A 24,774-nucleotide genomic window follows, 5' to 3' on the forward strand; every position below is an offset into this window, starting at 1 on the left:
CTATGGCATTCGTTTTCACTCCAGAGGCGCCCGTCGCTGTTCCTGTCGCCGGCGGGGACGACAAGTTCGCTGTGCGCCGCGTCTATTGCGTCGGCCGTAACTATGCGGCACACGCTCGCGAGATGGGTTTCGATCCGGACCGCGAGCCGCCGTTCTTCTTCTGCAAGCCGGCTGACGCGGTGGTACCGGTTGCGTACGGCGAAACGCTCGATCTCGAATACCCGTCGCAAACGTCGAACTATCACTACGAAGCGGAACTCGTCGCGGTGATCGGCAATGGCGGCTCAGACATTCCCGTCGAAAAAGCACTCGACTACGTCTGGGGCTATGCGGTCGGTCTGGATATGACGCGCCGTGACTTGCAGATGAAAATGCGTGAAATGGGCAGACCGTGGGAGCTGGGCAAAGCATTTGACCGCTCCGCGCCGCTGGGTCCGATTCACCCGGTTACGAGCGTTGGTCACTTCGAGAACGCAGGCTTGTGGCTCACGGTGAATGGTGAAACGAAGCAGAAGAGTGACGTGTCGCACCTGATCTGGTCGGTTGCGGAAACGATTGTTTACCTGTCGCAGTTCTTCCGCCTTGAACCCGGCGATGTGATCTTCACGGGCACTCCGGAAGGCGTCGGCGCGGTCAAAACCGGCGACACGATAAAAGTCGGTGTTGAGCGGCTCGGCGAGCTGACCGTGCGTGTTGTTTGACCGTGCTCAGGAGGGTGTTGCCGTGGAGCTCTACAGCTTTTTCAATAGTTCGACGTCGTACCGCGTGCGCATCGCGCTTGCGCTGAAGGGTCTCGATTTTTCGTACGTACCTTTGAATATCCGCACCGGTGCGCATCGCAATGTTCAGTACGTCGCCGAGATCAATCCTTCCGCAGTGGCGCCCGCGCTGAGCGATGGAGAGTTTCACCTCGGGCAGTCGCTCGCGATTATCGACTATCTCGATGCCCGCTACCCGGAACCACGCCTGATTCCCGACGATGCGCACGAGCGGGCGCGAGTGCTTGAGTTGTCAAACCTGATCGCGTGCGATATTCATCCGGTCAACAATCTGCGCGTGCTGCGGTATCTGCAGGATGAGCTGAAGGTGACGCCCGAGCAGAAGGATGCGTGGTATCGGCACTGGATCGCAGAGGGTATGACGAGCGTTGAGCGTCTTCTCGCGCGCGCCGATGCTGAAACTGCTGCCCGTGGCGCCGCTGGTCCGTGGTGCTTCGGCGCGAAGCCTACGCTAGCCGATGTGTGCCTCGTGCCGCAATTTGCCAACGCGCAGAGAATGGGGTGCGATATGAGCGCTTATACGAGGAGCCTCAGGATCTATCAGCACGCGAATGAACATCCCGCATTCGAGCGTGCGAAGCCGCAGAACCAGCCAGATTACGTGTCGGCTTGATAAAGCCATGCAGAGCAAAAAGATAGGCAGCCTTCCGTTTGCAAACACGAACGCAGATGGAAGGTGACGTCCCACAAACTCTTCCGGCTCATCGCCAGCGACTTCACTTACTGGATAAAATTTATCGCCCGCCAGTCGCCCGCGTTCGCAAGCGAAATGCCTACGTGCGGACTGGTTGACGAAGGCGCGGGCGATGGTCGAGGTATTCAGAATTTATGTCGAAGACCCAGACGTAGGCCGATCTGTTTATCGGTTGCCGACGGCGTGAATCCGCTAATGTTAGCTACAGCAGACTGGCCCAATGAGTCGCGACCGTTTGCCTTTTGAAGTACTGCAAGGGCATAGACATCGGTCCTCTTCGAGAGGTTATAGTCGGCTCCCAGATCAAGCTGCAGATATGTCGCGCCTCCGTCCCCGTTGACTGAGTTGCGCTGCGTGTAATCGAAAGCGATACCTGTGAGCAGCGCTGGTGTGATCATGGTTCGAACGCCAAGCTCTGCGCTGGTAAAAATGGCATTGCCCGAGTAGTGAAGTGGGTTCGGACCGGACGACGAGCCGAGCGATCCGAAGCGCGTGTTCGTCACCACCGCACTGATGGTGGTTTGGCTGATCTTGTAAGCCGCACCGCCGCCGATGATCTCGAGTGTCCTGGCTGAAGCGTATCCCGCTGAACCCGGAGAAGCCTCCGGTGCGGTAGTAGAGCCGAAAGAGCCGATATTGTTGGCAGTGGCGAGTCCCTTGTTTGGCGTGTTGCCATAGAAGGAGACATTTGGATCGCGGGCATTCAGGTATCCCGCTCCTAACGAGAGAGAGCCGCCGTTATAGTTCATGCCCAGAGACCAGATCTGATTCTGCGTCTTGCTACCTGCGACGCCTCCGAAGCTATACAGGCCACCCGCGCGGATACCGTGGAAAGTCGGCGTAGTGTATTTGATCGAGTTATTGATACGGTTCGTGTTGCTCAGGTTGTCGATGTCGTTCAGGTGCGAGGACATGTAGCCACCCCAATACCCTGACGCCGAAAACTGCTGGACAGACTCAACAAGCGGGTCGTACTGACGGCCCGCCGTCATGGTGCCGTAGTTTGCCGACAATAGTCCCACATAGGCCTGCCGCCCGAATTCCGCCCCGCCTTGTGCGAAGGCGCCGCTGTTCACCATGAACCCATTTTCCAGTACGAAGATAGCCTTTAGGCCGCCCCCCAGATCTTCTGTGCCACGAAGACCCCAGCGGCTCCCCGACAGACCCGTGGTGTGCGCATCCGTCAGCGCAACCTGACTGGCGCCGGCATTGCGGCCATTTGCTTTGCCGGTTTGCGCGTTGTTTGTATAAGTCACGCCGACATCGATCAAACCGTACAGCGTGACGCTGCTTTGGGCATGAGCGGTTCCCGCCGTAACGGCAATAAGGCAGGCAGCAGAATACCTCTTCATGGAAGTCTCCGATTTTTATAGGGAAGGAATGTGTGCCTCGAGGAGGCACACGGGTTACTGCGTTGTCGATGCAATGCAGATCTAACCGGCGTCAGACGACCTTAGACGACAGCGGATTGGGCGCTGCGGCTGCCTGGCTGGAGGCCGCATGCATAGATCGCAACCGAGGCGATCGCTGCTGGAACGGCAACGATGAGGAAGAGGAGGGCGAAGCTGATGTTCGCCGCAAGAAGTACTCCGCCGACGAGTGCGCCGCAGACCGACCCGAAGCGACCGACTCCGAGTGCCCAACTGACACCAGTGACCCGGCTCGTCGTGGGATAGTAGCGAGCCGCGAATGCATTGGCGCCCACTTGTGAGCCGCTAATGCAGAAGCCGACGCCTGTGACCGCAGCGCCCAGCAGTGGGCCCTGTGCACAGCCCGTCGCCATGAGGAAGAGCGTGCCGGCCGCATACGCGGAACCGAGCACGATGGTCGGCGGGAAGCGGTCCATCAAAAAACCAATGACGAGCGCGCCGACGGTGCCGCCTACCTGATACAGAATTGCGATCCTTGCCGCGGCGGCGAGGGGCAAGCCAGAGCTATGGATGAGCGTCGGCAGCCAATTCGTCATGAGATAAACAATGAACAGGCTCATGAAGAAAACACTCCAGAGCAGCAAGGTGCCGCGCCGAAAGCCGGCAGCAAAAAGCTGTCGGACCGGCGAGCCTTCGGCTTTAGCTTCCCGCAGGGAAAAATGAGTATTGTCGTCGTACTGAACGGGGGCGATGCGCGACAGAAGCGGTCCAATCCGGGTCGATTCAAATCCGCGCGATACCATGAACCGTACCGATTCAGGGAGCAGCGCCGCGAGGAGCGGCACCAGCGCCAAAGGAAGCACGCCTCCAAAAATGAGCACACTTCGCCATCCGTGGTCAGGCAACAGTTGAGCTGCGACGACGCCGCCCAAGCCGGATCCCATCGTGAATCCGCAGAACATGACCGTCGTGAGAAAAGACTTCCGGCGTTCGGGGCAATACTCCGAGGTCAGCGCAATGGCGTTCGGCATCGCGCCTCCGAGACCGAGGCCGGTGACGAAACGCAGAGCGATAAGGAACTCGACGCTTGGCGCGTACGCCGCTGCGAGGCTTGCGACGCCGAAGAACGTCACCGTGGCGATCAGTGTCTTCTTGCGCCCAATTCGATCGGCAAGTGGACCGAACGCCAACGCACCGATCATCAGGCCGGCCAATCCAGCGCCGAACAGCGAACCCAGCACGGAAGGGCCGATATGCCAATCGTGCATCAATGCGGGTGCGATAAAGCCGACGCAGGCAGTGTCGAAACCGTCGACAGCGACGATGCAGAAACAAAGGAACAAGATCCGCCATTGAAACGGCGAGAAAGGTTGCGCGTCCAGCCAGGCGCGGACGTCGATGACCGGCGAAGAGGTCTTCATTGCATGTCTCCAGAATGTGATTTTTATCTCTAGCCTCCAAAGTAATCGGGCGGTCTTCCCGCCGTCTACGGGAGGCCAGCGCATATTGCCTATTCACGATAGTTATTTCGCATCTGGCGGTATGGCATCTGGCGAAGACGGGTTCTTACTTGCAGCCGATCGGCTTACCTGGTTGTGGCGCACGCGTCGTCGAAACGCAGATCCAACAACGCTTGGGAGGATTCGCCGGGTTGCTGCGCTCAAGACAACCTTGCATCTGGGCAAACAGGGCAGTGCGGCGATCCCATAGAGAATCGCCGCGTAGACGCGGAAGCATCGTTATCCCTGGATTGACGGCGTTGGGGGTCAACGGATTTTTACGTACGCTTAGACCTTCGGGTGTTCGATTTGACCGCCCGCAGTGGCCGGAAGCGCCCCTTGGCGACGCGCTTTTGTGCGTGCCAGATGTAGTCCCCGGGGGCGCGAGAAGGTGATGCGTCGCTTCAAATCAGCGCGTCAGCTGCGACGCTTCTCGTCGATCCACGATCAGGTAGCCAATCTCTTCATGCATTGCCGTTACCACACCGACGCAAAGCAAAAGCGGGCGCTACGCACCCAGGCCTTCGACGCATGGGAAAGCGTGACGTGCGCTCCGATGCCGGAGTACGTTATCGATTAGATTGGCTATCCTCATGTACTGCGCATTCGGCTGCACGCCGGTCAACAAATTGACAATACCCGCCGGATCGGACCAGCCGAGTTCCTGCGCAGTGCGCCTTACGGCGGTGAGCTTCTTGCAGCCCATGAGCCCGGCACGGGCGATGTCGCGGTCGAAATCGCCTTGCCGCATGCGGACAAGGACTTGGCGGTACTCAAACAATTCGAACCTCCGATTGGTCACGGGCGCTCCGCTCAACAATGCGCGAAGCGTACCCAGCTGGGAAAGATCGAACTGCGTTCTGCTACACGATGCAGGTGGCGCCTATACGCCGATCATCCGGTGGCGCCATTACGGCGATCATCTACTGGCTCCATTACGCCGATCCTGCGCTGGCGCCTATGCGCCGATCGTCGATTGGCTCCTAAACGGAGATCCGTGACAACGGCCGCTAAGTTCACAGCGCCGGTATCGGTGTTCGCGCAGAAGCCCGGCATGAAACTGTTTACTCTGGCTGTGGAATCTGCGAGGGCAGCACACCAGCACCCGCAAAGGCGATGCATAGTCCAACTGCGCCCGCGCCGATGAAGGTCCAGGGAGTGCCGAAGTGCTGGGCGATCCACGACCCAATCACCGGTCCGCCGACCAGTGCGCAAAGTTGCAGGCTTCGCCCCGTCGCAGAAAGCACGCCGAGCATTTCTCGTGGCGATTCCGTTTGCAGCGAGATTGAATAGGCCATAACGCCACCGGCATAGCAGAAACCATTTATTAGCCACAACGCACAAAGGACCGGCAAACTGAGTCGCTCATACATGAGCCCAAGAATTCCTGCTGCGATGACTGTGACGCTGAATCCGCACAGGGACACTAGCATGAGCTGGAACTCGCTCGTGCGGACCAGAGCCCGTTTCAGGACAAGTGCGCAAGCGATCGCGCCAGCCGCGGTGCAACTGACGATCGTTCCAAAAGCGCTGGCCGGAAGGCCATGTTCCCGAAGCAGGAGAACCAGTATCGAGTCATACAATCCAAGCGTAAGCGAAAGAGCAAGCATCAAGGTGAGGGCGACGGCAAATCGTGGTTTGCCCGAAATAGTTCGCCAAAGCAGTCCAAAATTCGGAAGCCGATTCCTGGGCTCATGATTGGCGGACCTCCACCCAATGACCCTGCCAATTCGAACCGTACAACCCGCCGAAGCACAAGCTAGTATGGCAGTGAAGAGAAATCCCCCTCGGGAATGAGAGAAAACCGCCAGGGCCGCACCAAGAAGCGGCGATGCGATTTTCGTACATTGATCGATGACCGATGTCAGTGTCGTAGTCGACACGATCTGTTCGTCTGATAGCAACCGTCGGACGAGAATCTGTTCGGCGGGTACGGCGCCAAGGTTGCTGACGCCCTTTAGAAGCACCACAGCAATGAAGACCCCCTCATTGGGTGCAATGGCGAGCAGGAGCGACGTAATTAGCCTTCCGGTTGAACTGGCGAGCATGACGAGAGCTGGCGAATTTCGATCCGCCACGACTCCGATGAACGGGCCAAGCAGAAGGCCTGGCAAGCCGTAGAGTGCAGCCGCAATTCCAAGGGTTCGGGGTGCGGCGTTGTAGCTGAATGATAGCAATGAGAAGATCAGCGTGAAGTCTACCCAAATCGCAATGGAGTTGAAGATGCGAGAAGCAAAGAATGAGGGATAGCCCCGAACCTTAAATAAAGACTGGATTGTTCGCATGTTATGCAGGTCTCGCATCCTGATTCTTCAAATACAGTTTGTCGTTTACGACAAAACCATCCAGACCGGTTTCCCTGGCATACTTTGCCAGGTCACTTGTCTTGTTAATGAAGCCGGCGCCATTAAAGTTGAGCGATGTGTTGCACAGAAGACAAGCAGCAGCGAGGCAGATCGATGTGATTACAGAAGAAGTTTAAGCTACGGGGGCGATGACGTTTCAGACGTCAGAACGCATAGCCTTGATCATGCCAGTAGTGCCAGTCGGCGACTGCCACTCGTGTCGGCTCATCTGGTCTCACCGGGACGAGCTGAGCCAAGGGCACCACCAGATCACGTTGGTCGCACCTACCCACACGAAAATGCCGACCCGACACAGGTCTTCATGAGCAAGCCCGGTGACCGAAACAGTTTCACCGAGCCGCAGCGGCGAAGCAGCCATGGCTTGGCGGATACGAGCTTCGAATGGAAACGTGAGTTGCTCTTCGAGATAGTAGTACCACGCCATCGCCCGCTCTTCTTCGTTGTAGGCATCGACGACGATCTCCATTGTGATCCGATGTTCGCGCTTTCTGTCAATTCTGGGCTTGGGCATGTTCGGGGACACCCGAATGGGGCAGGTTATACGTCGACGATACGGCGCAGTAAAGCGTCAGAGACACGCCAGTGCCCTTCCGTGTCCATTGCAGGCAATTGACGCTGTCTTCTGGCCAACCTTGACGTGTCAATGTGCCGTCAAACACCGCCTGCGTTCGCGCTTGTCTGCCATCGTATTGCTCCTGTACCCGAATAGCGAGAATGCCGCCGTCCGCCCCAGGTTATTGAGAAGTTACTGATGACGGCTGAAGGGCTCGGGGACGGGCTGATCCGAAACAGTTTGGCGGCGACAAGAACGCGTCTCGTCAACAGGCGACCAACAGCGGCCCGTAGGCTGCTCGATTTGCCTGCCATTCCGACCGGACAGGCGTTGCATGTTGCGGGCAAACCTTTCAGCGAAACCCCGCAGGTACCATGCGCCGACTCGGGCGCTCGACTGACCGAAAAAACAGACTGGATAAAGCTTCTTGGGGGCGCTTCAGAAAACGGAAAATAATGCACGTTAAGCGGGCAACGCCCGTCTGGCTCGGGCTTCGCGTTATCGCGCGACGAAGGCCTGAGTCATCTGGCGTGCCCGCTTGACCTCGTCACTTTGCAGGTAGATCGAGGTGGTCGCGATCGAGGCGCGGCGCAGGTTATCCCGAACCGTCGTCAGTTCCGCCCCGCGTGCCAGCGCATAGGTGGGTTGCTGCGCTCAAGACAGCCTTGCATCTGGGCAAACAGGGCAGCGCGGCGATCCCATAGAGAATCGCCGCTTAGACGCGGAAGCATCGTTATCCCTGGATTGACGGCGTCGGAGGTCAGTTGGCGACCAGCTTGCTTGAACGCCGTTCTCGCGTCGTGCCGGACCCGACGTCGGCCGAACTATCGGCTATTGCGTCATCAACACGTCAACGTGACAATGCCGCAAGCGCAGCTTGGTGAAGTCGTCTGTTCGACGCAGGATGCGTAGCTGATCGCTGATGCCATTGAAGGGGGGCAGCAGGTTGCTCACGCTGACTCCCAGCATGAACCACTGGGTCGGCAGCCGATGATCGGAAGCATCGGCAGGAGGTAGCTTGTTTACCCCAGGTGGTACTGATAAATCAGGTCGCGTATCTGCGGATATATCTGCGTGCGCCAGCTACTCCCTGAAAAGATGCCGTAGTGACCGCATTCCGCCACCGTGATGCAGTGCTTGCGCGCTGCGTCGATTGCCGTGCAGAGATCGTGCGCAGCGTGAGTTTGACCCGCTCCGCAGATATCATCCCGTTCACCCTCGACCGTGATCAGAGCGGAGCCGCGGATAGTGTCCGGGCGCACATGCTCGCCATCCACCCGCCAGGTACCGCGAGCCAGGCAAAATTCCTGAAAAACCACCCGGACCGTTTCCAGATAGTAGTCGGCTGTCATGTCGAGGACGGCGTTGTACTCGTCATAGAAGCGGCGATGTTTGACGCTCGCCTCCGCGTTGCCCGCCGACACATCGAAGTAGTAATCGACGTGTGCTTTCAGGTGGCGATCGGGATTCATCGCCATGAAGGCCATATGCTGGCGGAATCCCGGGTACACACGCCGACCGGCGCCGGCGTGTGTACCCGGTACTGTATTGATCAATGTGCGCGCGAACCAGTCGAGTGGTTTGCTGGTGGCCAGCTTGTTGACCACGGTAGGACTGCGGCGCGCGTCGACCGGTCCGCCCATCAGGGTCACGCTCACGGGTGTAGGCTCGCCTCGTGCCGCTGCAAGGGCCACGGCGGCGAGGACGGGGACCGTGGACTGGCACACCGCCACTACATGAACATCCGGGCCGAGGAAGTCGATGAACTCACGCACATAGGCGACGTAATCATCAAGATGGAACGTTCCGTCGGAGACAGGGACCTGGCGCGCATCGAGCCAGTCAGTGATATAGACATCGAAATCCGGCAACATGGCCCGTACGGTGTCACGCAGGAGCGACGCGTGATGACCCGACAGCGGAGCGACGAGTAGAACGACAGGATGCTTGCAGGTGGACGCGCGCTCGAAGTGAACCAGTCGGCAGTGCGCTTTTTCCATCGCCACGGCCTCGATCACCGGCACCCGCTCGCCATCAATGACGGTCTCGGTCAGCCCGAACTGCGGTTTTGTATAGCGCTTGTACAGTCTCGCCAACAAGTCACAGCCGGCGGCAATCTGTCGGGACGGTGTCGAGTGAAACGGGTTGCCGGCGCGGGTGAGGGTGTTTGCTGTGACTTGAAGCCAGGGAATGAACGGAGCCCACGCTGCTCTCTGCCATTCATGCAACTCATACAACATTCGGGGCCTCGAAAAGTCATGCAAATCGAAAGACCGAAGAAGCGTCCTTCGCGTTAATCGGTTGGCCATTGTTCGCGGCTCCACGGGACGTCTGCGGAAGCAGTTCTGGACACGCCCGCCAACTTTCTGAATCGGTGGCATCGACGATGATCTTACGTGTGCCGAACCGTTGTATCGGTCGGGAAAGCCGGATAGTGCCGCCGATATCAACTGAATTTTTCGTAAGGTATTCCCTACGGCTGGTATGACGGAAAGGCCTGTTGGAGTCGCACGTTGCGATTCCCATCGCGCCGGGCGGAGAAATTGCTCGCCTTGGTCATCGATATTGCGGCCGGCGCCACCCGATCGTGACTGTGACAAGGCGATTGCCGAGCCTGTCCGACTAGCCGGCTTGCGGGACCCCACGCGCAAGGCGTGAGGTCTGTTCATCGGTTACGCCCAGGCGTCAGGACGATCGGCCCCCCCGTTCTCACGATGCTCTGCGTTCGAACAGATACCTCGATCGAAGTAGGAGCCATGCCGCTCAGGCGTCACCCAAACGCATCAGAACGAGTGTTGAATACCGGCATAGACTCCGGACTGCGAGTGACCGGCCAGCGGGTTGTCAGCGTTACCGGGTAGATTCGCTTCGAGGCTGAACGTGCCAGTCTTGCTGTTACGCACGTGCGCCACCTGGACATCGAGCAAGGTACGCTTCGACAGGTTGTAGCTGCCGCCGACCGTATAGATCGTCGCGTTGCCGGCGCCATGATTCGCGTTCACGTGATACACCGCGCCGATCAGCGCGGCTGCCGGCGTGGCCTGCCAGGTCGCGCCACCCCATTCCAGCTGTGTCGTCGAAGGTGTGCCCGCTGTCACGCCGGACGCGTGCGACGCCTGATAGGCGGCCTGCAACTTGACCGGACCGAGGAACACGTTGGCGCCGGCGAAGTATTCGCGCGAATACTGGAAAACGTCATTCAGGCCGCCGTTGGCCGGATTGCGGATTTCGTCATAAATTCCGCGCAACTGGAAGAGTGCAGCCGAATAGGTCAACTGGACGCCGGCTTCGCGCCCCTGCCCAGTCGTGCCGTTGCCGTTCCAGTTGGTCGCGTTCGACAACGCGTATTGGCCGTACAAGTCGAATCCCCCAAACTTTGGCGACTGGTACGAAATGTTGTTGCTCGACTGCGGCCAGTTGCGGCCCCGGACCAGCGATCCCGACGACCACGACGTCTGGCCGAACGGATCGAAATCCCACAACCCGTTCGAGATGAAGAGTTCACGGCCGAACAGCAACGTGCCATACGTGTCGTTCGCAAAACCGACGGTCGCCCAGCGGTTCCAGATCGAATTCGTGGTGCCGAGTTGTCCGTTCATCGTGTTGAAGGACCCTTCCAGCTGGAACACGGCCTTGGTGCCGCCACCGAGATCTTCGGCACCCTTCAGGCCCCAGAGGCTCGTGCCCCAGTCGCCGCTCTCGGCGCGCACACGGGATGTACTGCCGCCACTGCTGGATGGAATGCCGGACATGTACTCGATTCCGGCGTCGAGTCGTCCATACAGAGTCACGCTGCTCTGAGCGTGAACCGCTGTCGCAGTGGCAATAAGCGACAATGCCGTTACCAGCTTTTTCATTGACTTTCTCCAAATAATTTTATCTTTAACTACATTTAATTAACCGGTATTCACCGATTTCATGGGCGCGGCGAGCCAGCCGGCTGTCTCCGTGGCCGGTCTCTCGCCAGATGCCGGGTGCCCCGATAGTCCGGCACTACGCACCCCGGCAAATAGGGATCGGCTCAATCGAGCCAGATCAATTTCCTCTAAATTAGCGATACGAATTTATAGTTCTATTGAAAGATTGCGGAAATATCCGCTTTCAGAGCATCTACGGTTTTCAATCGGTCAGAACCTCGAATCGATATGCGATTTCGAGGGGCTGCTCCGGGTCAATCGGGACCGCGGTGGAAATTCCCCGCTCGTTGATCGGATTGGCGGCGAGTCCCGCGCGACAGCCAAGTTCAAAAGCGCCTGCGATTGGCTCGATGCCGACGCAGAGATTGCGCCCATTCCAGGGACTGTAGGTACGGCCGCGATTGCTGATCCATAGCAGAAGCGATGGGAGTACGGATGCGTCCCAGTTGAGCCGGTACGCGACACGTGATTCGTCATCGGCCAGAACAACAGATCCGTCGACGCCGCAAAGCTGGATGATTTCTTCGGTGTCATGCGCGAATGGCAGGCGATCAAAGGCCGCCGTGCCGCCGGCCCGCAGGGGTACCTTGTCCAGTTCGACGAAGATCGCGCCCGGGGCGGCACGGGAGACACCGGGTTCGGGTCCCGCCGGGTGGACGATGCCGAAATCGAACGAACCCGGGTCGACCCTCAGCGCACCGGCGATCGACGGCAACGCCAGGTTCGGGTGCAGGCCGATCGGACGGCGCGTCTGCCTGCGCGAGTGGACCGTCAAGGTGAAGTCGATCGCGGGACCGTTGGGGTCGGCGCGGATCATTCTGACCACACGGGCGATTGAGGAACTGACCGGATAGTCGAGCGCGATCACGATTTCATGCGCGGTTTGTCGCACGAGCATCCATTCGCCCACGCAGCCGTAGCCGTGAAGCAGATCATCGCTCGCGTCCAGCGCAGGGTCATAGTCGGCCACCGGTGTGTCGAGGCTTTGCCGCCAACTTTCCTCGACAGCTTCCGGCGCATAGGGCACGCCAAACGGAACACATGGGAATTCGCTTCTCATGTGGCCGATCAGTCCCGCCTGCCCGGGGCTGTCGTCGCCGAGCCATGGCGCTTCGTAGAACGGCCGGATTTGCCTGTCACCACGCTTTAGCGTGACATCCCCGAGCATCCCGCCCAGGGCGTAGACGGCGAGAGAACCATGAGCCCATTCCAGGCGCCAGCTTGTATTCATATTTTGTCTTGACAGGGAATATTAGAGCGGTGCGCCCCAAGGCACGCAATCCGCACTCAGTTCTGTTCTTCCAACCAGCAGGTGTTATTGCGCGCAAGCAGCGCACTGGCAGCGGCTGGCCCCCAGGTGCCGGAAGCGTAGGGCTTGGCGGCGGAGTCGGGTTTGGCCCATGCGTCGATGATCGGTGCGACCCAGCGCCACGCCGCTTCCTGTTCGTCGCGCCGCACGAAGAGGGCAAGCCGTCCCGCGATCACGTCGAGGAGCAGACGCTGATACGCCTCCATCCGGTCCGCCTTGAAGAACTGGTCGAACGCAAGATCAAGGTAGACGCCACGCAGGTTCATCCCCATGCCAGGCTGCTTCGCGAGGGCGCTGAGCCGGATCGATTCGTCCGGCTGCAGGCGGATCGTCAACCGGTTGGAGCCCGGGCGCAAAGCCACCGCGCCCAATGCCGAATGCGGCACTGTCCGGAAATTGACGACGATTTCAGCCACGCGGCCCGCGAGACGCTTACCGGTGCGCAGAAAAAACGGTACGCCTGCCCATCGCCAGTTCTCGACCTCTGCTTTCAACGCGACGAAGGTCTCGGTAGTGCTATCCGGCTTCACACCCGGCTCGGCATGATAGGCGGACACCGGCGTCCCCTTGATCGCACCGGCGTGGTATTGCCCACGCACCACGTTCTCCCTGATCTCGTGCGCCTGCAGCGGTTTGAGCGCGCGCAACACGCGTAGCTTCTCGCCGCGCACCGCATCGGCATCCATCGATTGCGGGGGCTCCATGGCAACGATCGACAGCAGCTGCAAGAGGTGGTTCTGCACCATATCCCGCAGCGCGCCTGTCTGGTCGTAGAAGTTGCCGCGGCCCTCGACGCCGAGTTCCTCGGCTACCGTAATCTGGATGCTGTCGACCCATTCGCGGCGCCATAGCGGCTCGAACAGCGAGTTGCCGAAGCGCAGCGCGAACAGGTTCTGTACCGCTTCCTTGCCGAGATAGTGGTCGATCCGGTAAATCTGGTCCTCGGCGAAGATCTCGCCCACCGCGTTGTTGATCGCGTTGGACGACGCCAGATCGTAACCAAGCGGCTTCTCCAGAACAATGCGCGCGCCCTCGGCAAGTCCGACGGAGGCGAGAGCACGGCAGATCGGTACGAAAAGCGACGGGCCGGTCGCCAGATAGAAGATGCGCTGGCTGCGCTGCGCGCCAAGCGTATCGCGCAACGATGAGAACGCTTCGGGCTGGCTGGCGTCGAGCGAGACATAGCCAATGCGATCGAGAAAGCTGCGCCATGCTGCATCGTCCGTTGGCGCTCCCGGTATGTGCGGCTTGACGTGCTCGTCGACCCATTGCAGATAGCCGCTGCCATCCAGCGCCGTCTGCGCGACCGAGACAATCCTGCCGTCCGGCGCGAGCATGCCGTCGCGGTGCGCGGCATAGAGTGCGGGCAGGATCTTGCGCATCGCGAGGTCGCCGGTTCCGCCAAACAGCACGAAGGCGAATCCGCCAGCGTTCACGGGGCTGGTGGAGTTTTTCATCATGAGATGGATTGGCTCAGTTTGTCGCTCAGTTTGTCGATTCGGCACGCGCGTTGCGCCGCGCCTTGAAACGGTCGATCAGGCCGTTGGTGGATCTGTCATGCGCACCTGTCGTGTCCGGCTGGGTGATTTCACCCTCGATGGCCACCGCGAGCCGCTTACCGAGCTCCACGCCCCACTGGTCGAACGAGTTGATGTTCCAGATCACGCCTTGTACGAACACCTTGTGCTCGTACAGAGCGAGCAGTGCACCCAGCGACGTGGGGTCGAGCTTATCGAGGCAGATCGTGTTGGTCGGACGGTTGCCCTCGAAGCTCCGGTGGGGTGCGTCTTTGGCATGCGAGCCGTTCATCAGCGCTTCGGTCTGCGCAAAGCAGTTGGCGAGCAGGACTTCGTGGTGAGCGTCCAGCACATGATGCGGCTGCATGCATACGATGAAGTCAGCCGGAATCAGTGCGCTGCCCTGATGCAGCAACTGGAAGAACGCGTGCTGGCCGTTGGTTCCGGGTTCGCCCCAGATCACCGGTCCGGTCGCATAGTCGACGCGTTCGCCGGAAAGCGTGACCGACTTGCCGTTGCTTTCCATGTCGAGCTGCTGCAGATAGGCTGGCAGGCGGTGCAGATACCGGTCGTATGGAGCGATCAGGTGACTTGCCGCACCGAAGAAGTTCGTGTGCCAGATCCCGATCAGCGCGAGCAGCACAGGCAAGTTCTGTTCGAGCGGGGCCTCGGCAAAATGCCGGTCCATCGCATGCGCGCCGGCCAATAGCGCTTCGAACGCATCCATGCCGACATACAGCGCAATCGGAAGCCCAATGGCGGACCACAGTGAGTATCGGCCGCCGACCCAGTCCCAGAATTCGAACATGTTCCCCGGATCGATGCCGAACGCGGCGACCGCCTCCTCGTTGGTCGACACGGCCACGAAGTGCTTCGCGATGGCCGCTTCGGCTGCGCCGCTGCGCAGAAACCAGGCGCGCGCGGTGTGGGCGTTGAGCAGCGTTTCTCGCGTGGTGAAGGTCTTCGACGCGATGACGAATAACGTCGTTTCAGGATCGACGGCTTGCAGCACCTCGGCCATGTCCGCGCCATCGACATTGGACACGAAGTGCATCGTCAGCGCACGGCGGCCATACGGTTTCAAGGCTTCGCAGACCATGTGCGGGCCCAGGTCCGAGCCGCCGATGCCGACGTTGACCACGTCGGTGATCGCGCGCCCCGTATGTCCACGCCAGGCGCCCTCGCGCACGGCATCGGTAAAGCGCCGGATTTTTGCAAGGACGCCGGACACGTTGGGGATGACGTTCTCGCCGTCAACCAGGATCGCCGTACCGCTGCGCTCGCGCAATGCAACGTGCAGTACGGGGCGATCCTCGGTGACGTTGATCCGCTCGCCCGCAAACATGGCGCGCCGCCGCTCCTCCACGCCGGCCTGACGCGCGAGCGCGGCGAGCAGGGTGATCGTGTCGTCGTTGATCAGGTTCTTCGAGTAGTCGACGTACACGCCGGCGGCTTCCCGTGAGAACCGCTCGACACGTTCGGGATCCTGCGCGAACAACTCGCGTATCGACGTGCTTGCGAGACTGTCGCGATGCGCGGCGAGCGCCCGCCAGGCGGGTGACTGAGTGAGGTTTGACATGTTGGCTGAGCGAGTGGTGGCGAGGGTGCGTTAGCGGGGTGCGGACCAGCCCTTGTAGCTGCCCACGCTGTCACGCGTGACGAGCGTCGACGGCAAGAGCGTCATCGGATTGGCAAGCTGTTTGCCATTCATGAGCCCGTAGCCGATGTCCACTGCCGTTTGCGCCATCGCCCACGGATCCTGGCTGGCGGAAGCCTGCACCAGGGTATCGCTCTTGAGGGCCGTCTCGATGTCCGGCGCGCCGTCGACCGACGTGATCACGATGTTCTTGCGTTGCAGCTGTTTGGCTGCAAGATCGCTGCCCACGGCCTGCGGGTCGTTGATCGCGAAGACTGCGTCGACTTTCGGGAACCGCGTCAGGTAGCCCTGCATCGCGTTCATGCCGCCTTCACGCGAGCCCTTCGCGTCCTGGTCGTCCGACAGAATCTTGATGCCGGCCTCCTTGGCGAGCACGGACTTGCAACCCTTCACGCGATCCACGACGGCCGACACCGGCGGCCCGTTCTCGATGATGACGTTGCCGCGCCCGTTGAGCTTCTTCGCGATATAACCGCATGAAATTTCGCCGGCCTGGACATTGTTGGTCTGCACCGTGGCGTTCGCGCCAGCAGCGGCCACGTCGACTGCGACCACGACGATGCCGGCTGCCTCGGCCTTCTTCACCGCGGGCTCGATCGCTTTCGGGTCCGCTGCGTTCAGCAGGATCATGTCGACGTGAGCGGAGATGAAGTTGTCGATCTGCGTGAACTGCTTGTTCAGGTCATAGTCGGCAGACACTGCTGTGACTTTGGCATTGGGGTTGATCTGCTTCGCCTTCGCTTCTGCGCCCTTGACGATCGTGACGAAATACGGATTGCCGAGCGAGCCGACAGTAATCCCGATCGACTTGAGCGGCTTGTCGGCAGCCTGTGCCGCCGTCATGGCGAAACCGAGCCCCAGGGCGATGCTGGCCAGTACAGCTTTCTGCTTGAACATTTTCGTTGTCTCCAGGTTGGTCCGTGGTGTTGTCGGGCGCAAGCGGACCAGCTTGCGCCTGTACGCCGTCAAGGCGAGGGGAATGCGTGCTTGCGGGGATAGGGCAGGTGCGGCCAGCTGCGCCTTCAGGTACGGGCGGATCCGCGCTGGCGATAGCGGTCGAGCGCCACGGCACCGATGATCACCAGCCCCTTGATGATGTATTGCCAGATATCCGACACGCCGAGCAGCACGAGGCCGTTGGTCAGTACCGCAATGATCAGCGCGCCGATCAAGGTGCCGACGATCGATCCGACGCCGCCGACAAAGCTGGTGCCACCGAGAATCACTGCGGCGATGGCATCCAGTTCGTAGGACTGCCCCATCTGCAGGCCATTGGCGGCATACAGGCGGGCAGCCGACATCACCGCGCCCAGTCCGGCCAGCAAACCGGACATCGCGTAGACGAACATCTCGATACCCCAGACCTTGATGCCCGACAGGCGCGCGGCCTCAGGATTGCCGCCGACCGAATAGATTCGCAGCCCGAGGACGGTGCGGCGCAGGATGAACCAGGAGATGGCGACCACGGCGACGGCGATGACCACCAGCCACGGGATGCCGAAAACCGAGCCATTGCCGATGAAAGCAAACGGCAGTTGTGGATTGAAGACGGTCGTGTCGCTGCCCAGAAGCCGCGCGACGCCACGCACTGCAGTCAGCGCGCCGAGCGTGACGATGAACGGCGGCAGCCGCAAAAGAGCAATCAGTCCGCCGTTGATGGCGCCGAAACCGAGCCCGACGAGCAACGCGACCGGGACGCCGAGCCAGCCCCAGTGGGGGATGTTCGACGCGAGCATCGCAGCTACCGCCGCAGCGGCCAGCACCGACCCCACTGACAGGTCGATGCCGCCGGTCAGAATGACGAAGGTCATGCCGGCGGCGAGCACGATATTGATCGACGCCTGCTGCGTGACGATCGACAGGTTCTGCAGGCTGAAAAAGCTGTCTGTCATCACGCCGAAGCCGATGCAGAGCAGCAGCAGAACCGGCAGCATGCCCGCGGTACGCATCAGCGACTGCATCCGTTCCCGGCGACCGCCAAGGGGTGGTTGCGGCACCGGCTTATGCGCCGGATCGAGCGGCGTGGCAACGCCTTGTTGCGTGGTTGAATTAGGCATATCGTTCTCTCCTGAATACATGTCAAGCTGTTTTTCGGCGCGCCGTGCTTCCGGCTGACTCACTACGCCGCCTCGTCCAGTGCGGGCCGCGAGCCCGTGGCCAGTTCGATGATGGCTTCCTGACTGATTGGCCTGTCGGTATGTCCGCCAAGCTCGCCCGCAATCTCGCCTTCGCGCATTACCAGCACGCGGTCGGCTACACCGATGATCTCGGGCAATTCGCTCGATATGACAATGATGCCGACACCGGATTTAGCCAGTTCGTTGATGATGCGGTAGATCTCCGATTTCGCACCGATATCGACGCCGCGGGTCGGTTCGTCGAGGATGAGAACGCGCGGACGGGTCTCAAGCAGCCGCGACAGCAGCACCTTCTGCTGGTTGCCGCCCGAAAGGGCGCCGACGTTGATCTTCGGATGCGCGACCCGGATCGACAGTGAGCGAATGGCGTCCCGCGCCCGCTCCGCGCCCCGCGTGAGGTTAAGGACACCCAGCCGCGCATCGCGTCCGCATACGGACACATTGATGTTGTCCCGCACGCTCATGTCGAGAAAGAGGCCTTGCCGCTTGCGATCTTCCGTCAGATAAACGAGGCCTGCGTCGATCGCATTGCGCGGCGTGCGCAGTGCGAGCGTGTGCCCGTCGATGGCCACTTCGCCGCGCACGCGCGGCTCGGCACCGAAGATCAATCGCGCCATCTCGGTGCGGCCGGCCCCCACGAGCCCCGCGATGCCGAGGACCTCCCCGGCGTGAAGCTCGAAGCTGCAGCCGCGCACGCGGCGATCGTCGGCGATATCGCGCACCGACAGCACGGACTTGCCTGGATCGTAGGGCGCATGCTGCTTTCTGTAGAAGCCGGAAATGTCGCGGCCGACCATCATTTTCACGAGGCTCTCTGCGGAGAGCGCCTCGCGCCCGAGCGTGCCGACGTACGAACCGTCGCGCAGCACCGAGACGCGATCGGAGAGTTCGTAGATTTCGGCCATGCGATGGCTGATATAGATGATCGCCAGGCCTTCTGCGCGCAACTGGCGAATCAGGTGGAAGAGGCGTTCCGTCTCACGCGACGACAACGGCGTGGTGGGCTCGTCCATCACGAGAATACGTGCACGCGTGTGGACGGCCCGTGCAATTTCCACGAGTTGCTGCTCGGCGATCGACAGCTCGCCCACGCGCGTTTGCGGCCGGAAGCTCGCGCCCAGACGGGTGAGCACCTCTTCGCAGTCGCGTTCCATCGCCGCGCGATCGACGAGGCCCCAGCGGCGGCCGCCTTTGCGCAGTTCGCGCCCGGCATGGATGTTTTCGGCGACTGTCAGGTTGGGCGCAAGACTCAACTCCTGGTAGATCACCGCTATCCCAAGTTCTCTCGCTGCAAGCGGTCCGTCGATGACCGCGGCCTTGCCGTCGACGAGGATTTCTCCGCCGGGATCGGCCTGGTAGGCGCCGGAAAGGATCTTCATCAGCGTGGACTTTCCGGCGCCGTTTTCGCCCATCAGCGCATGCACTTCGCCGGCCTGCACCGATAGACGCACGTTGTCGAGTGCGCGGACACCCGGAAAGGTCTTGCTGATGCCGCGCATTTCCAGCAACGCGGGAGTGGCTTCAGAACGGGGCATGATTCACCTCCTGCAATTCGGCGCCGGCACCCTTGAGAATTCCTGTGCGCGGCGAGAAATTGAAAAACATAGGCAACGTCGCGGCGCCGATCGCGCCGGCATCCGACCCGAACGTGCCGCGCATGAGTTCCGGCGTGCCGCGGGCTTCCGGTGCGCCCAGCGCGAGAGCCGTGCTCAGGCGTTTCATCAGCGCGTCGATCAGCCCGGCGTCCACGTCGGCGTCGAGGACGACCATCGGAACGTCGAGCACACACAGCATCGCGCGCAGGGCGGGGGCGAGCGCCTCGACGCAATCGTCCAGCCATTCGTCGACGGCCGGCGGACGGCGGGCAATGCAGGCTTCGAGATCGGCGCGTGTCTCGACCGACTCGCCGCAATAGCGCAGATGCCGTGCGAGCGCGTTGAGGGACGCACGCGCGAGCAGGATGTCCGATGGTCCGGCCGGCTGGGGGGCCGATGGCAAACGGCTGGGCGGAACCGGCATGACGCCGATATCGCCCGCATTACCGCTCACGCCGCGCAGGCAGTCGCCGTCGACGGCGATACCGCCGCCGATCGCAGGCCCGAGAAACAGATAGATGAAATCGTCCGATTGGCGCCCGCAGCCGTAGAACAGCTCGGCAATAGCAGCCGCATTGCCGTCGTTTTCGCTGAATACAGGCAGGGCCAAGGCACACCCAAGTTCGCTGGCGAAGTCGAATTCGTCCCAGGCGCAGAACGTCTGCAACGGCAGCCCAAGTTCGCGCAGCCAGCTCCCGAGATTGAACGGTTGCGCGACGCCGACGCCGGCCAGCCGTGCGCGCTCATGTGAAGAGAGGCGTTGCAGCATGGCGTCGATGTCGCTCGTCACAATCTCCAGCACCTTGCGAGGGTGGGGCAGGACCCTATCGTGACCGCTGCGGGCCAGCACCTCGCCGCCAAAATTCACCAGCACCGTTTCGATGCTGGTCCGGTCGAGCCGCACGCCGATGCCAAAGGCGCCGCCTGGAGCCAGGCGGATCAGGGAAGCGGGCTGGCCGCGCTTGCCTTCGATGCGGCGGCCGGTAAATTCGATCAGCCCGGCGTTGTCCAGCGTGGCGACGATGGTGCCTACCGCTGTGCCGGTCAGGTTCGCCTGGCGAGCCAGATCGGCCTTCGATGCCGGCTGCGTGCGCCGCAGCGCCTGCAGCAGCAGTCGCTCGTTGTAACGACGGACGTTAGCCGAATTGCTGCCGCGGCCGACATGGGGGTGCCTCACGAATCTCCTCCAGACCGGGTACCATCCCGGGTGATTAATTAAATCAAGTGGATTTATTTAATCACCCGACAGGGTGTGGCGGGAATAAGGGTTTGCACGAAGCAGGAGGCAAAATTGGACGGAGCGCGTCCGCGCGCGGCCCTGTCACTGTGCCCTCGCGAAGCAGATTTGAACTTGGCTGGAAGCGGACATTACAGCTTTGCCGTAACACCACTGATGTTGATAATTTATATTATGTCAACTCAAGCATCAGCCGAATAGCGCCACTCTTTGGCCTCATATCGCGGCATCAATTCACTGAGCCCGTCGCTACCATCTAGTTCACGAGTGTTTCTGCGCGCAACGGCAAATCTGTTTTGAGATCCTAAAGATCCGCTCGGATTCTGCCGATAACCCGCTTGGAAGATTCCCCCCGGATTTTCCGTCAACTCGTTTCCGTGACCGAACAGCCTATAACCAGGAGCTACTTATGCTGCAATTCATCAAGTCCCTGTCGCGTGATGAACGCGGCGTCAGCGCACTCGAGTACGCAGTGCTCGCGGGTATCGTCGTCGTTGCGGTCGTGGCCGTAGGCGCGTACTTCAGCCCGGCGCTCGTGGGCGTATTCACCAATCTGATCGCCAAGATAACGGCCGCTGCCTAAACGTCTTCGCGATCGACATGGCGGGAATACATGTTCATCAAACATTCTCGTCACGTCCATCGCCCGAAAACGCATGACTCGGCCCCAGGCAAACCAAGATGCTGTATTCAGTGAAGCTGGCGACCTGCCTCGTGTTGACGTCACTGGCGGTCTCCGATCTGCTCTTCCGGCGCCTGCCCACCCGCGCGGTGGTCGTCGTCGCCGGTCTCTATTGCGTCGCAGCAGCGCTCGTGCCGATCAGCGCCGCTACGTTTCTCGGCCACGTCGGCCTGGCGGCGGCAGCGCTCGCCGTGTCCGCGTTGCTGTTCCATTTCGGATGGATCGCCGGTGGTGATGCGAAGCTCGCCGCAGCGGTCTTTCTGTGGGCGGGTCCGTCGCTCGCGGCGCCCGTCTTCTTCATCGTCTCCGTTTGCGGCCTGATATTGGGCCTTGCGGTCATCGCGGCGGACCCGCTGCACCGCCGCAGCGGCGCCCTGCGCTGGCTGTCATGTCTGTCGCGTGCGCGCGGCGTGCCTTACGGCATCGTGCTCGCGCTGGGTGGTGGCGCAGCCGTGTGGGCGCCGCTCGCGCATAGCGCGCCTATCTAAGGCAGCTCGTCGCCATGCCCAGAATCATCAAATTCGCCGGCCTGATCGTCGTCGCCATCATTGGCGCACTCATTCTGCGCACCCTCTTCGTCGCGGCGTCGCATCCGGCTGCGACCAGTTCGCACGGGATGGACCGCATTCGCGTCGCTGCCGCGGATCTGCCCGACGGTCTGCTGCTTCGCGACAGCGACCTCGCATGGAAAAACGTGCCGCGTGGACAAGCTCCGGCTGGCGTGCTCGTCGAAGGGCAAGCGGCCGGCGACGGCGCGGACAACGACCTCAAGGGCGACCTGCTGCGCCACGCGGTACGCGCCGGCACGCCGCTCGGTCCCGCCGATGTCATCTCGCCCAACGCGCCGGGCTTTCTCGCTGCCGCACTCAAGCCCGACATGCGCGCGATCTCGGTTGCGATCGACGAAGTATCAGGCAATGCGGGGCTGATTCAGCCCGGCGACTATGTCGACGTGCTGCTCACGCAAACCCTCGGCGATTCGGCGAAAGACACGCCCGAGGCCGGCCGGGGAGTCGAATCGGAGACGGTGGTCAATCGAGTGCGCGTGCTCGCGGTCGGCTCCGCGTTTCAGCGCCCGAAGGACAATGCCGCGCAAGCCGATACGCGTGCACGCACGGTCACGTTCGAGGTGACGCCGCGCACCGCCCAGGTGATCGCGGTTGCGACACACCTCGGCACGCTATCGCTCGCGTTGCGCAGCTTCGCGACCCAGGACCGTCGCGAGCCGCCCGCCGCCGCCACCACGGAGCCGCAAACGCCTCCGGTATGGGGCGGCGACGTGTCGCGCGCATTGCGTGCGGCGGACATGAATGCGAAGCGCGGCACCGCAAATGGGCGTTCGGCCGCCCCTTCCGTGATCGTCTATCGCGGATCGCAGTCGAGCGAGGCGTCAGGCGCCGCGTCGGTCGGCGGCGCAACGGGTATGCCGGGACTGCCGCCTCTGCCGCCCGGCGGACAGCCGTCGCAAGCGTCCACGCCTGTGCCCGCGCAGCCGCTCGAAGCCGCGCAAACCGGGACCGGCCAGCAGCCGCTCGCACGGTAGCGGGACGGGCGCAACGGTGTCGCAACGGTCGAAAGAAGCAGTACGCGTGCCACGGTGCATCGCCTGCATCGGTACGTGACCAGGTTTCACACAGGAACGTCCATGTCGTATTTTGTTTGCTCAGTCCTTCGCTCGCGGCGTCGATTTGCATCGACGGTCGTCGCGTGCGCAGCAATCGCGTGCGGCTTCGTCGCAAACGTGAACCGCGCATCCGCTGCGGACCCGGGTCCGACGCTGGTCGTGCCGGCGGGTAAAGGCGAGATGGTGAAGCTTTCGGAGCCGGCCGTCGCGGTATTCGTGGCGGACCCGGAAGTCGCCGACGTGCATGTGCCGACGCCTCAAACCGTATTCGTGCTCGGCAAGAAAGCGGGAACGACGACGCTCTTTGCGCTCGGCGCGAACAATCGGACGATCCTGCGCGAAACCATTGCAGTCAGCGTCGATACGCAGTCGGTGCAGCACATGCTCGACGCGCGCTTCCCGCAACTGCACCTGACGCTCACCAGCGCACCCGGCTCGATGATGATTGCCGGCCGCGTGCCGGGCGCGGCGGATGCCGATGCGGTCGCGCAATCGCTCACACCTTACCTGCGCGACAAGGAAACGCTCGTCAACCGGCTCACCTTGAATCATCCGATTCAGGTCAGTCTGCACGTGCGGATTACCGAAGTCGATCGAAACATCACGCAGGAGCTCGGCATCAACTGGGGTTCGCTCGGCTCGGTCGGCAACTTTTTCGGCGGGCTCTTCACCGGCCGCCAGTTGTTCGACACGGTGACGAATCGCTTCCTCCTGTCGTCGACCGGCGCGTTCTCGACGGTCGCGGGTTTTCATACAGCACACGTCAACGTCGAGGCGGTGCTCGATGCGCTCGATCAGGAGGGTCTCATCACGACACTCTCCGAGCCGAATCTGACTGCGATGTCCGGCCAGACCGCGAGCTTCCTCGCCGGCGGCGAGTTCCCGGTCCCTGTCGCGCAAGACACGACGGGCGCCATCACGGTCGCGTTCAAGCCTTACGGCGTGTCGCTCGACTTCACGCCCACCGTGCTGGCCGACAACCGGATCAGCCTCAAGGTGCGTCCGGAAGTCAGCGAGATCGACTTGACCAACTCGGTGACGCTCAACAGCATCAAGATTCCCGCGCTGACCGTGCGCCGCGTGGAGACCACCGTCGAGTTGTCGAGCGGGCAAAGCTTTGCGATCGGCGGTCTGCTCCAAAGCAAGACGACCGACATCCTCGCGCAGTTTCCCGGCCTCGGCAGACTGCCGATACTCGGCAAGCTGTTCTCGTCGAAGAACTACCAGAACAACAAGACGGAAGTCGTCGTCATCGTCACGCCTTATATCGTGCAGCCCGCCGATCCCGGACAACTGCGGCAGCCGCTCGACAGCGTCACGCATGCAAGCAGCGACGTCGAATACGTGCTGCAGCGTTCGCTCGGGATCGATCCGCTGTCCAGCGACGCCCCGCGCCTTGTCGGCGCGGCGGGCTTCGTCTACTGAACCGATGGAGTCATGCCATGTTTGCGCGCCTATCCTCCCTCACCCTGCTCACCCTGCTTGCTGCGCTCTCGGGCTGCATGTCGGCGCCTCCGCCGCTCGGCATGCCTGACGCGTCGGTGGTCGGGTTCGACGGCACGCGCGCGGTGCCGCCCGATTGCGCGAAACTCGAGCAGCCGTCGCATCTGGTCGACGCGGGCTTTGGGCGTCCCGGTGTCGCGTTCGGCTGCGCCACGTACACCAATCTGGCGATCATGCTCGCGCGCCCCGCCGACCTCGTCCAGCCGATTCCTTACGCAGGCGCCGACGCGGCGCTCGGCGCAAGCGCAGTGCGCCGTTACGACGAGGGGCGCGCGACGCCGCTCAATGTGAACTCGACGACCACCAACGTGATGCATTGATCGCGGAGCATTTC

Annotated in this window: 20 protein-coding genes and 3 pseudogenes; 8 read left to right on the plus strand and 15 right to left on the minus strand. The window is 61.5% G+C overall.

Features of this window, described 5'->3' with window-relative positions; translation table 11 throughout:
- Window positions 1-2: 2 nt before the first annotated feature.
- Window positions 3-701 (plus strand): fumarylacetoacetate hydrolase family protein, encoded by a 699-nt coding sequence (locus AC3WLT_RS19755; RefSeq protein WP_492593379.1) that lies wholly within the window; start codon window positions 3-5, stop codon window positions 699-701.
- A gap of 22 nt (window positions 702-723) precedes the next feature.
- Window positions 724-1,392, plus strand: a complete 669-nt coding sequence (maiA, locus tag AC3WLT_RS19760) for a maleylacetoacetate isomerase (protein WP_492593380.1) — start codon at window positions 724-726, stop codon at window positions 1,390-1,392.
- Window positions 1,393-1,598: 206 nt separating this feature from the next.
- Here the strand turns inward: maiA and AC3WLT_RS19765 are convergent, their stop codons facing one another.
- Both AC3WLT_RS19765 and AC3WLT_RS19770 read right to left on the minus strand, forming a co-directional pair.
- Window positions 1,599-2,825, minus strand: a complete 1,227-nt coding sequence (locus AC3WLT_RS19765; RefSeq protein ID WP_492593381.1) for a porin — start codon at window positions 2,823-2,825, stop codon at window positions 1,599-1,601.
- A 101-nt stretch (window positions 2,826-2,926) separates the two neighbouring features.
- Complete coding sequence (locus tag AC3WLT_RS19770; protein ID WP_492593382.1) at window positions 2,927-4,264, minus strand: MFS transporter; 1,338 nt, start codon at window positions 4,262-4,264, stop codon at window positions 2,927-2,929.
- A 454-nt stretch (window positions 4,265-4,718) separates the two neighbouring features.
- Between AC3WLT_RS19770 and AC3WLT_RS19775 the strand changes: the two are divergent.
- Window positions 4,719-4,922, plus strand: a pseudogene (locus AC3WLT_RS19775) (IS6 family transposase); the annotation flags it as partial.
- Between the two features lie 484 nt (window positions 4,923-5,406).
- On the opposite strand, the gene AC3WLT_RS19780 reads toward AC3WLT_RS19775, so the two are convergent.
- From AC3WLT_RS19780 to AC3WLT_RS19840, 13 genes and pseudogenes are all read right to left on the minus strand, one after another.
- The gene (locus AC3WLT_RS19780) at window positions 5,407-6,645 is read right to left on the minus strand and encodes an MFS transporter (RefSeq protein ID WP_492593383.1); all 1,239 of its coding nucleotides are present in this window, start codon (window positions 6,643-6,645) and stop codon (window positions 5,407-5,409) included.
- 199 nt (window positions 6,646-6,844) lie between these two features.
- Window positions 6,845-7,219 (minus strand): annotated as a pseudogene (locus tag AC3WLT_RS19785) (calcium-binding protein).
- Window positions 7,220-7,759: 540 nt separating this feature from the next.
- Window positions 7,760-7,903: pseudogene (locus tag AC3WLT_RS19790) on the minus strand (integrase); the annotation flags it as partial.
- Window positions 7,904-8,092: 189 nt separating this feature from the next.
- Window positions 8,093-8,215: a hypothetical protein gene (locus tag AC3WLT_RS19795; RefSeq protein ID WP_492593384.1), complete on the minus strand. Its 123-nt coding sequence runs from the start codon at window positions 8,213-8,215 to the stop codon at window positions 8,093-8,095.
- A gap of 68 nt (window positions 8,216-8,283) precedes the next feature.
- Window positions 8,284-9,501 carry a polyhydroxyalkanoate depolymerase gene (locus tag AC3WLT_RS19800; RefSeq protein ID WP_492593385.1) on the minus strand — a complete coding sequence of 406 codons (1,218 nt, stop codon included), beginning with the start codon at window positions 9,499-9,501 and terminating at the stop codon, window positions 8,284-8,286.
- A 543-nt stretch (window positions 9,502-10,044) separates the two neighbouring features.
- On the minus strand, window positions 10,045-11,118 hold the full coding sequence (locus AC3WLT_RS19805; protein ID WP_492593386.1) for a porin: 1,074 nt from the start codon (window positions 11,116-11,118) through the stop codon (window positions 10,045-10,047).
- A 262-nt stretch (window positions 11,119-11,380) separates the two neighbouring features.
- A complete protein-coding gene (locus AC3WLT_RS19810) occupies window positions 11,381-12,148 on the minus strand; it encodes a hypothetical protein (protein ID WP_492593387.1) in 768 nt (255 codons plus the stop codon).
- A gap of 317 nt (window positions 12,149-12,465) precedes the next feature.
- Window positions 12,466-13,944 (minus strand): glucose-6-phosphate dehydrogenase, encoded by a 1,479-nt coding sequence (gene zwf, locus AC3WLT_RS19815; RefSeq protein ID WP_492593444.1) that lies wholly within the window; start codon window positions 13,942-13,944, stop codon window positions 12,466-12,468.
- Window positions 13,945-13,972: 28 nt separating this feature from the next.
- The gene (gene pgi / locus AC3WLT_RS19820) at window positions 13,973-15,583 is read right to left on the minus strand and encodes a glucose-6-phosphate isomerase (RefSeq protein WP_492593388.1); all 1,611 of its coding nucleotides are present in this window, start codon (window positions 15,581-15,583) and stop codon (window positions 13,973-13,975) included.
- Between the two features lie 30 nt (window positions 15,584-15,613).
- A complete protein-coding gene (locus AC3WLT_RS19825; protein ID WP_492593389.1) occupies window positions 15,614-16,558 on the minus strand; it encodes an ABC transporter substrate-binding protein in 945 nt (314 codons plus the stop codon).
- Window positions 16,559-16,683: 125 nt separating this feature from the next.
- Window positions 16,684-17,718, minus strand: a complete 1,035-nt coding sequence (locus tag AC3WLT_RS19830; protein ID WP_492593390.1) for an ABC transporter permease subunit — start codon at window positions 17,716-17,718, stop codon at window positions 16,684-16,686.
- A gap of 62 nt (window positions 17,719-17,780) precedes the next feature.
- Window positions 17,781-19,334: a sugar ABC transporter ATP-binding protein gene (locus AC3WLT_RS19835; RefSeq protein WP_492593391.1), complete on the minus strand. Its 1,554-nt coding sequence runs from the start codon at window positions 19,332-19,334 to the stop codon at window positions 17,781-17,783.
- Window positions 19,321-20,571, minus strand: coding sequence for an ROK family transcriptional regulator (locus tag AC3WLT_RS19840; RefSeq protein WP_492593392.1), 1,251 nt, complete (start codon window positions 20,569-20,571; stop codon window positions 19,321-19,323). Before AC3WLT_RS19840 ends, AC3WLT_RS19835 begins: the two co-directional genes overlap by 14 nt.
- Before the next feature lie 469 nt (window positions 20,572-21,040).
- On the opposite strand from AC3WLT_RS19840, the gene AC3WLT_RS19845 reads away from it, so the two are divergent.
- The 5 genes from AC3WLT_RS19845 to AC3WLT_RS19865 all read left to right on the plus strand — a co-directional run bounded on the left by AC3WLT_RS19845 (window position 21,041) and on the right by AC3WLT_RS19865 (window position 24,760).
- Window positions 21,041-21,214, plus strand: a complete 174-nt coding sequence (locus AC3WLT_RS19845; RefSeq protein ID WP_492593393.1) for a Flp family type IVb pilin — start codon at window positions 21,041-21,043, stop codon at window positions 21,212-21,214.
- A 98-nt stretch (window positions 21,215-21,312) separates the two neighbouring features.
- Window positions 21,313-21,801: an A24 family peptidase gene (locus AC3WLT_RS19850; protein ID WP_492593394.1), complete on the plus strand. Its 489-nt coding sequence runs from the start codon at window positions 21,313-21,315 to the stop codon at window positions 21,799-21,801.
- A 14-nt stretch (window positions 21,802-21,815) separates the two neighbouring features.
- On the plus strand, window positions 21,816-22,856 hold the full coding sequence (cpaB, locus tag AC3WLT_RS19855; protein ID WP_492593395.1) for a Flp pilus assembly protein CpaB: 1,041 nt from the start codon (window positions 21,816-21,818) through the stop codon (window positions 22,854-22,856).
- A gap of 102 nt (window positions 22,857-22,958) precedes the next feature.
- The gene (locus AC3WLT_RS19860; protein ID WP_492593396.1) at window positions 22,959-24,362 is read left to right on the plus strand and encodes a type II and III secretion system protein family protein; all 1,404 of its coding nucleotides are present in this window, start codon (window positions 22,959-22,961) and stop codon (window positions 24,360-24,362) included.
- Window positions 24,363-24,379: 17 nt separating this feature from the next.
- On the plus strand, window positions 24,380-24,760 hold the full coding sequence (locus tag AC3WLT_RS19865; protein ID WP_492593397.1) for a CpaD family pilus assembly lipoprotein: 381 nt from the start codon (window positions 24,380-24,382) through the stop codon (window positions 24,758-24,760).
- Window positions 24,761-24,774 lie beyond the last annotated feature (14 nt).

Source organism: Paraburkholderia sp. FW306-2-2C-D06C (assembly GCF_058781505.1).

Coding starts and splice junctions, on each gene's coding strand:
- AC3WLT_RS19755 (WP_492593379.1), top strand. CDS start 3: ATGGCATTCGTTTTCACTCCAGAGGCGCCCGTCGCTGTTCCTGTCGCC.
- AC3WLT_RS19765 (WP_492593381.1), bottom strand. CDS start 2,825: ATGAAGAGGTATTCTGCTGCCTGCCTTATTGCCGTTACGGCGGGAACC.
- AC3WLT_RS19770 (WP_492593382.1), bottom strand. CDS start 4,264: ATGAAGACCTCTTCGCCGGTCATCGACGTCCGCGCCTGGCTGGACGCG.
- AC3WLT_RS19780 (WP_492593383.1), bottom strand. CDS start 6,645: ATGCGAGACCTGCATAACATGCGAACAATCCAGTCTTTATTTAAGGTT.
- AC3WLT_RS19800 (WP_492593385.1), bottom strand. CDS start 9,501: ATGTTGTATGAGTTGCATGAATGGCAGAGAGCAGCGTGGGCTCCGTTC.
- AC3WLT_RS19805 (WP_492593386.1), bottom strand. CDS start 11,118: ATGAAAAAGCTGGTAACGGCATTGTCGCTTATTGCCACTGCGACAGCG.
- zwf (WP_492593444.1), bottom strand. CDS start 13,944: ATGAAAAACTCCACCAGCCCCGTGAACGCTGGCGGATTCGCCTTCGTG.
- pgi (WP_492593388.1), bottom strand. CDS start 15,583: ATGTCAAACCTCACTCAGTCACCCGCCTGGCGGGCGCTCGCCGCGCAT.
- AC3WLT_RS19825 (WP_492593389.1), bottom strand. CDS start 16,558: ATGTTCAAGCAGAAAGCTGTACTGGCCAGCATCGCCCTGGGGCTCGGT.
- AC3WLT_RS19830 (WP_492593390.1), bottom strand. CDS start 17,718: ATGCCTAATTCAACCACGCAACAAGGCGTTGCCACGCCGCTCGATCCG.
- AC3WLT_RS19835 (WP_492593391.1), bottom strand. CDS start 19,334: ATGCCCCGTTCTGAAGCCACTCCCGCGTTGCTGGAAATGCGCGGCATC.
- AC3WLT_RS19845 (WP_492593393.1), top strand. CDS start 21,041: ATGCTGCAATTCATCAAGTCCCTGTCGCGTGATGAACGCGGCGTCAGC.
- AC3WLT_RS19850 (WP_492593394.1), top strand. CDS start 21,313: ATGCTGTATTCAGTGAAGCTGGCGACCTGCCTCGTGTTGACGTCACTG.
- cpaB (WP_492593395.1), top strand. CDS start 21,816: ATGCCCAGAATCATCAAATTCGCCGGCCTGATCGTCGTCGCCATCATT.
- AC3WLT_RS19860 (WP_492593396.1), top strand. CDS start 22,959: ATGTCGTATTTTGTTTGCTCAGTCCTTCGCTCGCGGCGTCGATTTGCA.
- AC3WLT_RS19865 (WP_492593397.1), top strand. CDS start 24,380: ATGTTTGCGCGCCTATCCTCCCTCACCCTGCTCACCCTGCTTGCTGCG.